8 protein-coding genes are annotated in these 15,455 nt (G+C 62.1%); 5 read left to right on the top strand and 3 right to left on the bottom strand.

What is annotated here, in order from left to right:
• Positions 1-69 precede the first annotated feature (69 nt).
• The 5 genes from AC6R19_RS09995 to AC6R19_RS09975 all read left to right on the top strand — a co-directional run bounded on the left by AC6R19_RS09995 (position 70) and on the right by AC6R19_RS09975 (position 8,800).
• Positions 70-1,647 (top strand): sodium/sugar symporter, encoded by a 1,578-nt coding sequence (locus AC6R19_RS09995; RefSeq protein WP_500579675.1) that lies wholly within the window; start codon positions 70-72, stop codon positions 1,645-1,647.
• A 129-nt stretch (positions 1,648-1,776) separates the two neighbouring features.
• Positions 1,777-4,530 carry a glycoside hydrolase family 2 protein gene (locus AC6R19_RS09990; RefSeq protein ID WP_500579674.1) on the top strand — a complete coding sequence of 918 codons (2,754 nt, stop codon included), beginning with the start codon at positions 1,777-1,779 and terminating at the stop codon, positions 4,528-4,530.
• A 109-nt stretch (positions 4,531-4,639) separates the two neighbouring features.
• On the top strand, positions 4,640-6,370 hold the full coding sequence (locus AC6R19_RS09985) for a glycoside hydrolase family 43 protein (RefSeq protein WP_500579673.1): 1,731 nt from the start codon (positions 4,640-4,642) through the stop codon (positions 6,368-6,370).
• 43 nt (positions 6,371-6,413) lie between these two features.
• Complete coding sequence (locus AC6R19_RS09980; RefSeq protein WP_500579672.1) at positions 6,414-7,262, top strand: DUF6597 domain-containing transcriptional factor; 849 nt, start codon at positions 6,414-6,416, stop codon at positions 7,260-7,262.
• 104 nt (positions 7,263-7,366) lie between these two features.
• The gene (locus AC6R19_RS09975; protein ID WP_500579670.1) at positions 7,367-8,800 is read left to right on the top strand and encodes a ThuA domain-containing protein; all 1,434 of its coding nucleotides are present in this window, start codon (positions 7,367-7,369) and stop codon (positions 8,798-8,800) included.
• On the opposite strand, the gene AC6R19_RS09970 is transcribed toward AC6R19_RS09975, so the two are convergent.
• The 3 genes from AC6R19_RS09970 to AC6R19_RS09960 all read right to left on the bottom strand — a co-directional run bounded on the left by AC6R19_RS09970 (position 8,801) and on the right by AC6R19_RS09960 (position 15,426).
• Positions 8,801-10,771 (bottom strand): alpha/beta hydrolase family protein, encoded by a 1,971-nt coding sequence (locus AC6R19_RS09970; RefSeq protein WP_500579668.1) that lies wholly within the window; start codon positions 10,769-10,771, stop codon positions 8,801-8,803. It lies immediately after the preceding gene.
• Positions 10,772-10,950: 179 nt separating this feature from the next.
• Positions 10,951-13,704, bottom strand: a complete 2,754-nt coding sequence (locus AC6R19_RS09965; protein ID WP_500579666.1) for a cellulose binding domain-containing protein — start codon at positions 13,702-13,704, stop codon at positions 10,951-10,953.
• Between the two features lie 333 nt (positions 13,705-14,037).
• On the bottom strand, positions 14,038-15,426 hold the full coding sequence (locus tag AC6R19_RS09960) for a methyltransferase family protein (RefSeq protein WP_500579664.1): 1,389 nt from the start codon (positions 15,424-15,426) through the stop codon (positions 14,038-14,040).
• Between the last annotated feature and the right edge of the window lie 29 nt (positions 15,427-15,455).

Genomic DNA, 15,455 nt, shown 5'->3' with positions numbered 1-15,455 from the left:
AAGATCGAAAGCCGTAGCGCTTATCCGCCCTACAGAACCAAATAATAAATTGCAGAAAAGGTGAGAACCATGCAACTAGCAACCGTCGACCTGCTGATCTTTATCGCCTATGTGGCGATGCTGGTCTCCATAGGCTACCTGGTTTCCCGGGAGAAAAGCGGCCACCAGAAAAACACCCAGGACTACTTCCTCGCCGGCAAGGGCCTGCCCTGGTGGGCGGTGGGGGCCTCGCTGATCGCGGCCAATATCTCCGCGGAGCAGATTATCGGCATGTCCGGTTCCGGCTATGCTATCGGCCTGGGCATCGCTTCCTACGAATGGATGGCGGCGATCACGCTCATACTCGTCGGCAAATATTTCCTGCCGGTGTTCGTGCGCAAGGGCATCTACACCATGCCCCAGTTCCTTGAACAGCGCTACGACCATCGTGTGAAACTGGTAATGGCCATTTTCTGGCTGGGCGTCTATGTCTTTGTAAACCTGACCTCGGTGCTGTGGCTGGGAGCCCTGGCCGTCAACGCCATCGCCGGCGTCGAGCTGCTGTTCGGGCTGCTGTTCCTGGGCCTGTTTTCCGCGGCCTACTCCCTCTACGGTGGCCTCAAGGCGGTGGCACTCACCGATATCATCCAGGTGGTGCTGCTGGTGATGGGCGGGCTGATGCTCTCCTACCTGTCGCTGGATTTGATTTCGGAAGGGCAAGGGATTCTCGCCGGCTTTGCGGAGCTCACCCAGAGGGCTCCGGAGAAGTTCGATATGATCCTCTCGGAAGACAACCCCCATTATATGAGCCTGCCGGGTATCTCGGTGCTGCTCGGCGGCATGTGGATTGTGAACTTCGCCTACTGGGGTTTCAACCAGTACATTATCCAGCGGGCGCTCGCCGCGAAGTCCATAGAAGAGGGCCAGAAGGGTATCGCCTTCGCCGCCTACCTGAAACTGCTGATGCCTGTAATCGTGGTGCTGCCGGGCATCGCCGCAGTGTTGTTGATTCCCGACCTTGAGCGCCCGGACCAGGCCTACCCCCAGCTGATGAACCTGATGCCGGTGGGCTTCAAGGGGCTGGTATTTGCGGCACTGGTGGCGGCCATCGTCTCCTCGCTGGCCTCCATGACCAACAGTATCTCCACCATCTTCACCATGGACATCTATTCCCGCTACCAGCCGCAAAAAAGTGAGCGGCATTATGTGAAAGTGGGGCGCATCGCCAGCCTGGTGTCGCTGGCCCTGGGCATGCTCTGCGCGCAGCCGCTGCTGGGTCAGTTCGAGCAGGCTTTCCAGTATATCCAGGAATTCACCGGCTTCTTTACTCCGGGCATCGCGGTGCTGTTCGCACTCGGTGTCTTCTGGCCGCGCGCCACCGCCAACTCGGCACTGGTGGTCGCCATTGGTTCGGCGGCCTTGTCGCTGGCACTGAAACTCGGATGGCCGGCGCTGCCGTTTATGGACCGCATGGGCCTGGTATTCCTGATCTGCCTGGCGCTGGCGGTGGTTATCTCGCTACTGGAAAACCGCGATCGCACTGCCGTTGGCAGCGGTGGCGATGTGATATCCCTGGGTGAAGTCAGTTTCGCCACCAGTCAGAGTTTCAACCTGGCCGCCATCGGCGTCACCCTGATACTGGTTGCACTCTATACGACCTGGTGGTGATTTTGGGGACCCGTGACTCACAACATTGTGCCTTAGGGGCCTGATTGCAGGCTCCTACAGAAAATCTCCTGCAAATAGAAAAATATGAGGCAAGCCGTGACCTGCCGGGCGACATCCACGTTATTCCTTTTGATTTTCTCCGCGATGGCCTTTGCCGTTTCGACGGAAATCCAATACCTAAGCGGCACCGACAAGGACCATACCGTCGACTGGCAGTTCAAGATCAGCGGCGGCCGCAACAGCGGGCACTGGACCACTATTCCGGTACCCTCCAACTGGGAGACGCAGGGCTTCGGCAGCTATCACTACTGGAGCGACTGGGAGGAACCGGCGGCACCGGACCGGGAGGGGCAGTACCGCCACACCTTTAGCGTGCCCGCCGACTGGCGGGACAAGGATATTGAAATCGTCTTCGGCGGCGCCATGACCGACACCGAAGTGCGTGTCAATGGCTCTCTGGCCAGCCCGGTCCACCGGGGCGGATTTTATGAATTCCGCTACGATATCGGCGAACACCTGAAATACGGCGAAGACAACCTGCTGGAAGTCAGGGTCACCCGCTATTCCGACGACGAGTCCGTCAATCTCGCCGAGCGCCGCGCGGATTTCTGGATGTTCAGCGGCATCTACCGGCCGGTGTGGCTGGAGGCCAGGCCGGCGGAGCATATCCAACGCGCGGCCCTGGACGCCGGGCATAGCGGCGATTTTCGCGGCTCGGTTTTCCTGGGCGGCATCGACAGCGCCGATTCACTGCGTGCGGAGATCACCACCCTCGACGGCAAGCGCATAGGCCGGCCGTTTTCGGCAAAAATCTCTCCGGGACAAAAGCAGGTTTCCGTGGAAACCCGGGCGAAAGGCATCCTTCCCTGGAGCGCGGAAAAACCCCACCGCTACAAAGCCATCTTCGAACTCCGCAGCCGCAACAAGACTCTGCACCGGGTGGAGGAGATTTTTGGTTTCCGCACCATCGAAGTCCGCCCGCGGGACGGACTCTATGTCAACGGCCGCAAGGTGCGCCTGAAAGGCGCCAACCGCCACTCCTTCTGGCCCGATTCCGGGCGCACCACCAGCCCGGAAATCAGCCGCCGGGACGTGGAGCTGATGAAGGAGATGAACATGAACGCCGTGCGCGTGGGGCACTCCCCGCCAGACAGGCATTTCCTGGAAATGACCGACGAGCTGGGACTCTACGTGATCAATGAACTCACAGGCTGGCAGAATGCCTACAGCACCCAGGCGGGCCGGCCGCTGGTGAAGGAACTGATCCTGCGCGACCACAACCACCCCTCGGTAATTATCTGGGCCAACGGCAACGAGGGCGGCTGGAATACCGAGCTGGACGGGGACTACCACCACTGGGATATCCAGCGCCGCCCGGTGATCCACCCCTGGGAATTGTTTGGCGGCATCAATACCGCCCACTACGAGCGCTACGACTGCTGCACCGGCAGCCTGTTCGGCGGCAACGAGGTATTTATGCCCACCGAATTCCTGCACAGCCTCTACGACGGCGGCGCCGGTGCGGGCCTGGACGACTGGTGGAAACGCATGCTGCAAAACCCCCTGTCCGCCGGCGGCTTTATCTGGGCCCTGCTCGACGAGGGCCTGGTGCGCGACGACTGGGACGGAGCCATCGACACCGCGGGCAATTCCGCCCCCGACGGTATCCTCGGGCCCTACCGGGAAAAAGAGGGCAGCTTCTTTGCCATCCGAGAAATCTGGTCACCGGTGTATTTTCCGCAGAGCGAGCAGAGCCGCCTGTCGGCCGCTTTTGACGGCGTGCTGCAGGTCGAAAACCGCTACGACTTCACCAACCTGCGCGAGCTGGATTTCCGCTGGGCACTGATCGATTTTCCCGGCCCGGCTCAAACCACGGTGGCTCACAAAGTGGCAGAGCGGGGCAGCGCCAAAGCGCCCGATGTGGCCCCGGGTCGCTCCGGCAGCCTGCGGCTGGCACTGCCAGAAGACTGGCAATCCCGGGACGCACTGGCCCTGTCGGCGACGGACGCCAGCGGCCGGGAGATCTATACCTGGACCTGGATGATCATCTCGCCTGCGGCCATGGCCGGGCGCCTGGTGCAAATCAGTGAGGGCGCGGTAACCGCAGAGGAAACCGAATCGCAGATCCGCCTCGGCACCGGCGACCTGCAGCTGACGATCGACAAGAATAACGGGCGCCTGGCCGGAGTCAGCCGGAATGGCAAAAAACTCTCCCTGGGCAATGGCCCGCGGCTGGTTTCCGGCGGTGGCAAGCTGTCGACTATTTCCCTGCGGCAGGAGAACGGTGCTCAGGTAGTCAGCGCCCAATACGAGGGCGAACTGCGCCGGGTCGAGTGGCGCCTGCACCCGGGCGGCTGGCTGCAGCTCGGTTACGCCTATCAATTCCCCGGACAGGTGGAAAAGGACTACCTGGGCGTAACCTTTGATTACCCGGAGGAAAAGGTCACCGGTGTCCGCTGGCTGGGCCGCGGCCCCTACCGGGTGTGGAAAAACCGCCTCAAGGGCGTGACCTTCGATACCTGGCACAAGAACTACAACGACACGGTCACCGGGCAGTCCTGGGAATACCCGGAGTTCAAGGGCTTCCACCGCGATCTCTACTGGGCGCAACTGGAAACCCAGGAAATGCCCATCGCCCTGGTCACTACCGCGGAAGATACATTCCTGCGACTGTTCACCCCGAAGGAGGCCAAGGACCCGATGCAGACGAGTGTCGCGTTCCCCGCCGGGGATATCTCACTGCTCAGCGGCATAGCCCCCACAGGCACCAAGTTTCACCCGCCGGAGGCGCACGGTCCCCAGGGCGGCCCCAACCGGGTGCGCAGGCTGGGGCAGTGGTACCAGGGCGAGGTTTATCTGTTCTTCGGGGCCGTCCCCGAGTAGACAACCGTTCATGAACACCAGCTGGTCGGTAACCGAGAACGCGAACGGATACCAGATGGCTTATATCCAGCTTCTTGCGCGCTACGTGCAGTAATAAAGGTACAAGAATATGAAAGCAAAACTTTTGATCGGCGCCGCATGTATGGCGCTACTCCTGTCCTGTGCGCAGGACGACAGCCAGAAAGCGCCAGCCGATGGCTCGGCCAGCTTTTCGTGGTTTGAATATGCGGGGGACGACGAGGTGTTCAAGACACCCCTGGCGGACGACGAGTACCGCAACCCAATCCTGGCCGGCTATCACCCGGACCCGAGTGTCGTTCGCGTGGGGGAGGACTATTACCTGGTCAATTCGACTTTCGGCTTCTTTCCCGGCATTCCCGTATTCCACAGTCGCGACCTGGTCAACTGGACCCAGATAGGCAACGCCCTGCACCGACCGGAGCAGGTGTCGTTCGACGGACTTGCACTGCCCAACAACGGTGTCTATGCGCCGGCGATCGAGTATCGCGACGGCACCTTCTATGTGATCAACACCTGTGTCGGCTGCGGCGGAAACTTTGTCGTCACGGCGAAAGACCCGGCGGGCCCCTGGTCGGATCCCATCTGGATACCGTACATGGGTGGCATAGACCCCTCCATCTTTTTCGATGACGACGGCAAAACCTATGTGGTGCACCACGGTGAGCCGGCGAACAAGCGCTACCCCGCCCACACCGACATTCGCGTCGTGGAGGTGGACCCGCGCACTTTTGAGCCGCTGTCCGAAGACGTGCAGCTGGTGGACGGCGGCGAAGTGCCCCAGTGGAATACGGATTACCTGGAAGGGCCACACATCTACAAGGTGAACGGCACCTATTACCTGTCTGCTCCGGGCGGCGGCACAGGCTATTACCACCAGCAGCTGCTGTTCAAATCCGAAAATATTTTCGGGCCCTACACCGCCAATCCCGATAACCCGGTGCTGACCCAGTACGGCCTGCCCGATGACCGGGAGCACCCGGTGACCGCCACCGGCCATGCCGATATGTTCCAGGATACCAACGGGGACTGGTGGGCCGTGTTCCTGGGCACGCGGGTCTACGACCTGGCTACACCGCCCCAGGACCCGGGCAACTTCCATACGGGCCGGGAGACCTTCATGTTGCCGGTAAGCTGGAAAGACGGCTGGCCGGTGATCCTGGAAAAAGGCCGCGCACTGCCCTATGCGGTGAAAAAGCCCAACCTCCCGCAAGGCAAGCCCGCCGCACGCGCAATGACCGGAAACTTTTCCGTGCGCGAAGAGTTCACTGAAAATGCTCTCGGCCCACACTGGCTCTTTGTCCGCACGCCGCATTCGCAGTGGTGGAGCACAGGGAACGGCTCGCTGAATCTGGAGGCGAGAGAAGACCGCATCGGCAACCGCGTACAACCCTCATTTGTCGGCCGTCGGCTGGCCCATATGAAGGCCTCATTCGGGACAGAGATGCGCTTTAGTCCCCGCACCGAGGGGGAGGAAGCCGGATTGCTTGCCCTGCAAAGTGACGACTACTTCTACGCCTTCGGCGTGGGCAGGAATGCCTCCGGCGATACTGTGCTCCGGGTGCGCAAGAAGGCCGGGAAAGACAACGCGGCCAGGGGCGAGACCATTGCCGAAACCAAAGTCTCGCTTGCCCCCGGTGCGCCCATCTACCTGCGCATGGACGTGGACAAGGCCGAGTTGGACTTTGCCTACAGCCTGGACGGCAAGAAGTATTCAACCGTCGTCGATGATGCAGACTCGAAAGTCCTGACTTCCGCTGTGGCCGGCGGCTTCGTGGGTGCGGTCGTGGGTATGTACGCAGAGGGAGGAGCCGAAAAGTAGCCGCAAAGCGGTTCGGCGACGAGTCGGCGGAACTTATGGAAGAATGTCCGTGATCAACTACCGCGAACAGGCACCCAGGACGGAACTGCGCCCCTATATCAACTGCTTCTGGGAGATAGACGCCGCCCGGCCGGGAAGCCTCTGCGACCGCACCCTGCCGGACGGCTGCCAGGAGATCATCTTCAATGTGGAAACGCGGGTACTGCGCGACGACGGCCGCGGGCCCAGCACCAATCCCGCGGCGGAGCTGGTGGGACAGATGACCCGGTCCTACGAGGTTTTCACCCAGGGGCGGCAGCGCTACTTCGGGATCAAGTTCTATCCCCACAGTTTTTCCCCCTTTACCCGCGAATCCATTGACGACCTGAGGGACCAGTCGATCGACCTGTGCGCGCTGTTTGGCGGCGATCTCGGGCGGATTGTCGACGGCGTCTTCGAGCAGCCGCTGTTTTGCCGCTTTGTGCAACAGATGGAAGGCTTCCTGCTGCAAAGGCTGCAATTCCCGGCCGCACAGGGGCGCGGCTACCGGCTGGTGGAGCGGGCGGTGCGCGAACTGTTTATGCCGGAACCGCCGAACATCGACAGCCTCTGCGCGCAACTCGGCGTGAGCGACCGCCACCTGCAGTCCCAATTCCGGCGGCACACGGGCCTGACGCCAAAGCAGCTGGCAAAGATGATCCGCTTCCAGAAGAGCTTCCAGTACCTGGGCGATCCCCGCCTCTCGTTGACGGAGGTGGCACAGCGCTGCGGCTACTACGACCACGCCCACTTCGACCGGGACTTCAAGTCCCTCGCCGGTGTCAGCCCCTCACAGTACTGGAGCATGGACAAACCCCTGACCGGCTTTTTCCTAGACGAGGAAAGCCGCGCCTATCTCTGCAATCTGCGTTAAACCCTTCGGATTTTTACAAGACCGGATCAGGCTCCGCCGTTAGTTTCTCCTCTCACTGTACCGACTCAGCCAAAACCATTGTCCCGATCACAGAGGGGGAAACCGTGAAATATCTTGTATGCCTATTACTGATTGGCCTGTCTGCCGCGGCCCAGGCGTCGGCGCCGCGGGTGCTGCTGATTACCGGCAACGGCAACAGCGAAGAGCGCAACCCTGCCTATCCGCCCTGGATACACGAATTCCACAACGACAGGATTGTGGAAATACTGGCCGGCATCGCCGAAGTCACCGTGACCGAGGATCTGTCATTGCTCAACGACCGGGACCTCGCGCACTACCAGCTGATCCTTAACAACTCCATGTTCCTGACTCCCACGAAAAGACAGCTGGACGCCTTCTACCGCTTTGTCGGCGAAGGAAAGACCTACCTGGCGATGCATTCCGGCCTGGTAACCTTCCTCAATTCGGAGCGCTACCCGCAGATGATGGGCGGCCGCTTTCTCGGCGGCGACGACCTGAGCGAGCGGATGGTGTTCACATTCGACGCCTGGTACGGCTATGACTACAACGACCAGGCACAGCATCCCATCGTGCGCGGTCTGGCGAATTTTTCCATTCGCGACGAACTCTATTTCGTGCAGACCAATACCGATGACCTGGAGGTAATCGCCCGCTCCGAACACCACCCGGTGCTCTGGCAGCGCCGCTGGGGAAAAGGCAGGGTGATGGGCCTGGCCCTGGGGCACGGCCGGGAGGCGGTGGACAACTCCGGTTACCGGGCGCTGTTGCAAAACAGCGTGCGCTGGCTGCTGGGCTATCCGCTGCTGGAGAGGATCAGCGACGGCGTCTTTGCCGCCGGTAGCGAGACCGCGGTGCACTACGTCGACCTGGATGAAATCGGCCACCACCCATCCGGGGCATCGCTCCGCTATCGTATAGCCGGGAATTCCAATGCCGATCTGGTCAGCGCCAGCATCGACGGGGAAAACCGCATCCGCCTGGATTTCGATGCCGGAGAAACCGGCTCGACGGCGATCCGGGTCAGCGCCGAGGGTCCCGGAGGCCTGGCGGACACAGCGGAATTCAATGTTTCCGTACGTGAGAAAGGCAGCGGCGACCTGGCGCGCTACCACGGGGTTTCCGTGCACACTTCCTCCAACGAGGAACGCAAGTTCACCGCCGACCCCAATTACGTGCGAGACGGCGACCCGGGCAGCCGCTGGTCCAGCGACTACCGGGACCCCAGCTGGATAGCCCTGGACCTGGGCGAGCCCTACCGCATAGACAGGGTGAAACTCTCCTGGGAAGCCGCCCACGGCCGCGACTACGAAATCCAGGTATCCATGGACGGGGAGAACTGGAACACCGTGTACGCCCGGAATGACGGCGAGGGCGGCATGGAAACCATAAATTTCGATCCGGTTGACGCCCGCCATGTCAGGCTCTACGGCAGGGAGCGCGCCACCCGCTGGGGCTACTCCCTGTACCAGTTTGAGGTCTATGGAGAGGATGCGGCGCTGCACGCCATGAACGAATGATTACCGTTGCAAGTGCTTGTCCACAAACGTCACCATGGCCTCCATCGCCTGCAGGCGAGTCTCCCCCTGCAGCAGGTGGTGGTTCTCGTCGTCCAGCTTGATGAACTCTACCGTTTTTTTCGCGCGCTTGAGCTTTTTGTACATGGTTTTCGACTGCCCGATGGCCACAGTCTTGTCATGTTCGCCGTGAATCAGCAGCACCGGTGCGCGGAAGTTTTCCGCGTGTTGCGCCGGAGACATATCATCCAGCTTGTCTTTGGAGGTTTCCCCCTTGGCAATGGCGTTCTCCCAGAATGCCACCGCCCAGTGGTCCCTGCCGTGTTCTCTCTCCTCGTATTTGAGCATGTCGCGCAGGTCGGCCACGCCATTGATGGAGACCACGCAGCGGTAGAGTTCCGGCGTGAAGGCACCGCCGGCCAGGGCCGCGTAGCCGCCGTAACTGGCGCCGGCGATGCAGACCCGCCCGGGGTCGACCATACCCTTTTCAACCAGGAAGTGCACCGCGTCGGTGACGTCGTCCTGCATCTTCCGCCCCCACTCGCCCTGGCCCGCCCTGTAGTGGGCCTGGCCAAAGCCGCGGGAGCCGCGGAACTGCGGCTGGATCACCAGGTAGCCGCGGTTCGCCAGCGCCTGTGCCATCCAGTTGAAGCCGATATGGTCGTAGGCGCCCGGGCCGCCGTGGGGCATCATCACCGCAGGCAGGTTCTTCATGTCGCCCAGCTTGCCCCGCGGAATGGTCAGCAGGGTAGGAATCTGCAATCCGTCCCGGGCGCGATAGGTGACCTTGCCGATGGGGTGGATATCCGCCTCGCTGATCTGCGGCCGCGCCGCCGCCAGTTGCACCGGCTCCGCACCCCTGCTGAATTTGTAATAGTTGCCGGAAAAGTTGGGCCCCTCGACGTAGACGACAAGGTCCCTCCAGCCGTCACTCCAGTCGTGCAGCCACACGGATTGTTCGGGAAAAATCGCCTGGATCTCCGCCATGCGCCTGTCCAGCTTCGCATCGAAGAACTTGTAGCTGGGTGAGAAGCCGGAATAGCGCACGCCCCACACGACCCGGTCGAGACCGGTAATGACCTCTTCGATATCCGCATCGGCGCGCCCGAAGCCGGCATTGCTGATTTCGCCATCCACCAGCGACAGGGTGAAGTAGTCCTCGCGGCCGGTAGCGCCGTTGTTGCCCAGTATTACCAGGGATTCCCAGTCCGGGGAAATTCCCACGATGGAAATTTCCGGCACCTCGGTGTCCCGCTGATAGATTTCCTTCCAGTCGTCACCCTGCCTGGCCAGCAAGGTGTGCCTGTTCCTGCGGTTGTCGAAAATCTCGTGGGCGATCACTTCCCCCTGCCTGTCGAGAAAGAAATCCAGCGACTGTTTTTTTCCGTCGAAGTGGACCCTGGGTCGGCGCGGGGAATCCAGTTTCACCCGCAGCACCGACATATCCGGGTTCTGGTCGTAGGACTCCCCGACATAGGCCGGCATATAGACATATTTACGGTCCGGGGAAAGACCGAGAATGCGCCCCAGCCCGGTCTGGCCCTTGTATATCACGTCCCCCGGCGTCAACAGCTGGCGGAGCTCGCGCTCGCGCAGGTTGTAGGCGTAGGCGGTACTCAGGTCCAGGGTGCCGCGGTAACCGCGCACGCTGCGTACCTCAGAGACCACCAGGATCAGCTCGTCTTCGGTGGCGAAATAGAGGTTGCGCGGCGTTATCTCGCTGATATCCAACGCCGCCACACTTTTCCTGTCTTTCAGGGAGACGACAAGGACGAGATCGCGGTGCCCGCCCGCCTTGCGGAAGGCGACCATATCGCCGTTCGGCGAGATGCTCATCATACTGATGGTGGGCAAGGCGCCGTAGTCGCGCGCGCTGAGCGGTTTCTCTGCGGCGGCAGTAGATGTGGAAATCCAGCAAAACCCGAGTAAAAAGACAAGGCAGGTCTTCAGCGATCGGAATACAAATTTGGCCATCGGATAACTTTCCCTATTGTCATTGCCGTGTCTCTTCGTGTGTATACGGCCTCCGGTCACTGAGGATACCCAATCGGGATACCAGTGTCCCGCCAAAGCAGGAAAAGAGAGGGAATCACAATGGCAAAACCGGGGCCGGCATTGCGCCGGCCCCGGACTGCTTTATTGCGGTTACAAGCTCACTGGGCGGTGCAAGTCACCGCACCCAGGTTGCCCGGTTCGCCCTGCATGCCGAAACCGGTACTGGCGCCCGGCTGCAGGTTGCCGTTGTAGTCCACATTGCCGCCGCTCAACAGGCTGCCGTTGGTGGAGTCCAGGCTGACGCTCCAGGAGTTGGTGATGGTCACGGCCTGGCCGAAATCCAGCTGCACCGTCCAGCTGCTCACCGGCGCGCTGCCGTTGTTGGTGACGGTAAAGTTCTGCACAAAGCCGCCACCCCAGTCGTTCAGCGAGTCGACGGTGCAGGTGAGGTCGCCGGATCCGCCGGAGCTGGAAGACGAGGAGGAGCTGCTACTCGATGAACTGCTGGAGCTGCTCGAAGAGGAACTACTCGAGGAACTCGAACTGGAGGAACTGCTGGACGAACTCGAGCTGGAAGAGGAACTGCCCGACGAACCGGAGCTGCTGGACGAGGAGCTGGAACCACCGCCCACCGGGTCCGCGTACAGCAGGCCGCGGCCGTTGGTGCCGAGATAGACGCGGCCGAAAATGCGCGGATCGCCGGTGATGGCCTCGCCCATATTGCCGTACTGGTGCTGGTCGTCGTTGATGCGCGCCCAACTGGCCCCCTCGTCGGTGGAACGGAATACGCCGGTGACGCCGTCCACGGTGCCGACCAGGTAGAGCGTCTGGTAATCCGCACCCGGCGCCGGGGCGCCCAGGCCGATATTCACGCCCTCCTCCACGCTGGCAATTTTACTGAAGCCGGCACCGCCGTCGGTGGAGCTCCACAGGCCGGTGACCGCACTGCCATCTCCACCGACACCGCCACCGGCGAGCCATAGGTGTCCCTCGCGGCCGGACGCGGCGAGGAATTTGCCGGACTCCGGCAGGCCGCTGGCGGCAGTGGCCGCAAAATTCGCGCCGCCGTCAGTGGAAATATAAAAGCTGCCGCTGCTGAAGGCGTAGAAGGTCTGCGGGTTGACCCTGTCGCTCTCCACCCGCGCGCCCTGGGGCACGCCGCCGGACTGGCTCCAGGAACTGCCGAGAGTAGTGGAGTAATGCACCGCGGCGCCTTCCGGGCTCCAGACGATGGTGCCGCCGTTCGCGCTCATGGCCACATTGCCGCCGCCGGTAACGCCGCCCGGTTCCTGCGGTTGCCACCAGCTGTCACCGGCGGAAGTGGAGACGCCGATATGGACCTCGTCGGCATTGCCCACCCGCACCATGGTGTTGGGATCCAGTTCGGCGAAGTCGATGCCGGTGGTGCTGGTCAGATAGGGCGCGGTGTACATCAGGTCCGGCACCGCATCCGGGTCCAGGTGTTTGAAGCCGCCGATATCTCCCAGTGCGGAAAAAATATTCGCGGCGCCGCTGGGGGGACTGGCCAGGTCGAGCACCGCGGTCTCCTCCAGGCCCTCGATCATCGGGCGGATGGTGACAGTGCCGCCGCTGTCCCAGTTGGTGAGGTCGGTGGCCCCGTAAATGGTGGCGCCGGTGCCGTACATAAAGCGGTTGGAATCGTGCGGATCGATTTCCACCGACTCGTTCATCCAGCCCAGCTTCGGTGTCTCCTCCGGGAGTTGCGGATTCTGGCCGAAGGTGAGCCAGGGCACGCTGCTGATATCCATCGCGTAGCGCTTGCTGCGGTTCGGGTAGCCGTCCCAGTCCCAGATGCGGGTCCAGTTGGCACCGCCGTCGGTGGAGCGGAACAGGATCATGTCCGGCCACCAGGAATTCAGTGAGGCCACCATGATGGTGTCCGGGTCCTGGCGGTCGATGGTGAGGCCGGAGAAGCCGAAGTAGAGATCGTCGCCGCTGACCGGGGTGATATCGGTCCAGGTCTCGGTTGCGGCGTCGAATTTCCACACCGCGCCTGTGCCGCCGTCGTAGGGGCCGCCGGTATCGCTGGTGGCCACGTAGAGGACGCCGTTCACTTCGTCATAGACGCCCTTGTGGGGAATGGTTCCGCCGGGCGCGCCGGGAATGGTCTCCCAGGTGGCGCCGCCGTCGGTGGAGCGGTAGAGGGATTCATTCAGGTCCGCCACCCCCACGTAGATGACGTCGCTGCCCTGGCCCGGCGTGCCGGACGACGGATCGAAAGTGACCCAGACAACCCCCTGTAGCTGGTTGAGGTAGTTGTTGGGATCGTTCGGGTCCTGGGCGTAGGTGCCGGGGTTGGGGAAGTTGCTCACCTCCAACCAGGTGACACCATAGTCGGTACTGCGCCAGAGTCCGTTGCCGCCCTCCGCACCGAAGTAAATGGTGCTGTTGTCATTGGGGTCTATGCGCAGCCGCTCGCCCATGCCGCGCCCGGGCATATTGCCGCCGATATGGAACGGCAGCTCGGTAACGGCCCAGGTTTCACCGCGATCCGCGGAGCGCGCAATGCCGCCGTTGTTCGGATCCCAGCCGTTGGTGTACATGCCCAGGGCTGCATAGACGCGGTCGGGGTCCACCGGATCCGTGGCCAGGCTCATGACGCCGTTCCAGCCCCACTTGTCCCAGCCGACCCAGTCGAGCAGCGGAATCCATTTCTGCGCGCCCTGGTCCCAGCGGTAGGCGCCGCCGATATCGGTGCGCGCGTAGATCAGGTTGGGCTCGGCTCGGTTGAAGATGATTCCCGGCACAAAGCCGCCGCCGTCGATGCGCACGTTTTTCCACACGTACTGCTCGCTGGGTGCGGCCATTGCCGACGACGAAAGGCTCAGGGCCAGCAGGCCGGCCGCCATTCCCGTCGCCACTCTTGCCATCGATAGTTTTCTGAGGTCCATCGTTTTCTCCTCTCGCTGATTTTCAGTTTTGTAGCCGTGGAGGAGGGGTAACTCTGCGGCGCGCTTCCACGGGGCGCGGCGCAACTGCGAAAATCAATTTCCTGAGATAAATATGATTATTTTTTTCGTTTCAAAAAAAATTCCCCGTGTGAGGAAACTTTTAAAGCCATGTAGGGTGGATAAGCGTCCAGCGCATCCACCGACCGGCGCGGCGGATGCGCTGGACGTTATCCGCCCTGCATACTGTTGGGCTTCGCAGAGCTCAGCCCAACCTACGTGGGCCTGATCGAGTCCCTGTAGGTTGGAGTGAGCCCCGCGAACTCCAACAATTCACTACCAGAGCCCCGGCACGAAGCGGTAGCGCACCTGCTGGCAGTATTCGCGGTAGTCCGGGTCCGCACTCAAATGCCGCTCCTCGGTGATCGCCCGCCAGTAGTAAATCCAGGTCATCAGCAGCAGGCCCAGCACCTGCGCCAACGCCAGTTCCCAGTCGCCGTTGAAGCCCCGGTACGCGATCACCGGGAACATCACGCACCACCAGGCGAAATTCTTCGCCGCGTAGGCCGGGTGGCGCACCAGGCCGTAGAGGCCAGTGCGGATGATTCCCCGGTGGGTCAGGTTCGAGAAGCGCACGCCGAAGTGGGCGGTCGCGGCCATATACACCAGGTAGCTGGCGAGCATCATCGCCGTGAACAGGGTCGCCACCCAGGGCTCGCCCAGTTGCAGCACCTCCCGCTCCCCGGGCGCGCCGTAGTAGAGGCCCAGGAACATCTGGAAGGGCGGGTAGCACACCAGGCACACCAACCAGCCGAGCAGCGTCGGCTCCGCGGAAACCGTCTGGTTGCCGAACCAGCGGCTGGACACCATATAGCCGCACCAGGCCAGGGCCACGTCGATGGAAAACACCAGGGCCACTGAAAGGTTGAAGAAATCCAGGTTGAACTGCCGGTGGCTGTAGCGGTTCTCGGCGATGGCCGCGGGCAGGCCGTCGAACAGGTAGCCGATATTGTTCACCAGGTGCGGGAACTGGTCGGCGAAGAAGACCGTCATCAGCGGGGCAAAAAACAGCTTTACCAGCAGCGCGCGCAGGTTCTTGCGATCGGCGTCGTCAAAGGCCGGGCGCCTGAATACCAGCAGCGGCGACAGTTTCAGCAGCGTGTGCGCCAGATCCAGCCGGTCCGCCTCCCGCGAATACTTGAGGGCGCGGGTCAGCAGCACATAGGGCAGGCCACCCCAGAGCCAGGCGCTCCAGGCCAGTTCCAGCAGGCGGAACCAGGGCTGGTAGTAGGGGTGCTTGCGCGCGAAGCCGTACTCGCCGGCACTGTGGAAGAAAAAGACCACCAGTCCCAGCAGGGCCAGGTAGACGCCGTAGTGCAGCAGTGAGGCCAACAGGAATTTCAGCCAGTCGCCGCGCCGCAGTGCCGGATCGACGCAAAAGAACTGCCGGCCATACCAGAGGCGCAGGCGCATAAACTCGACCAGCAGCATTATCGCGGTGCAGAAAACCAGCGCCGCCAGTATGCTGTCCAACCGGTTGTCCGCGACTTGCCAGCCGCCGATGGAGACCCCGCGGCTCAACACCTGGCGGCTGTTGAACCAGGCCGCGCACAGGACCACCGCCAGCGCGCCGGCGAGGCCGGAGAGCCAGGCGCGGTCGGTAATCCATCCCCCTGCCCTCTCTGCGGCGGCCAGCGCCGCCGGATCCGCTACGCGACCGTACACGGAAAGTCTCCCCATTCTCGAAAAAGCGC

It is taken from the genome of Microbulbifer sp. SE14, from assembly GCF_059834885.1.
Note: the sequence above shows the minus strand (reverse complement) of the source record. Positions and strands in the feature narration are given on the sequence as shown.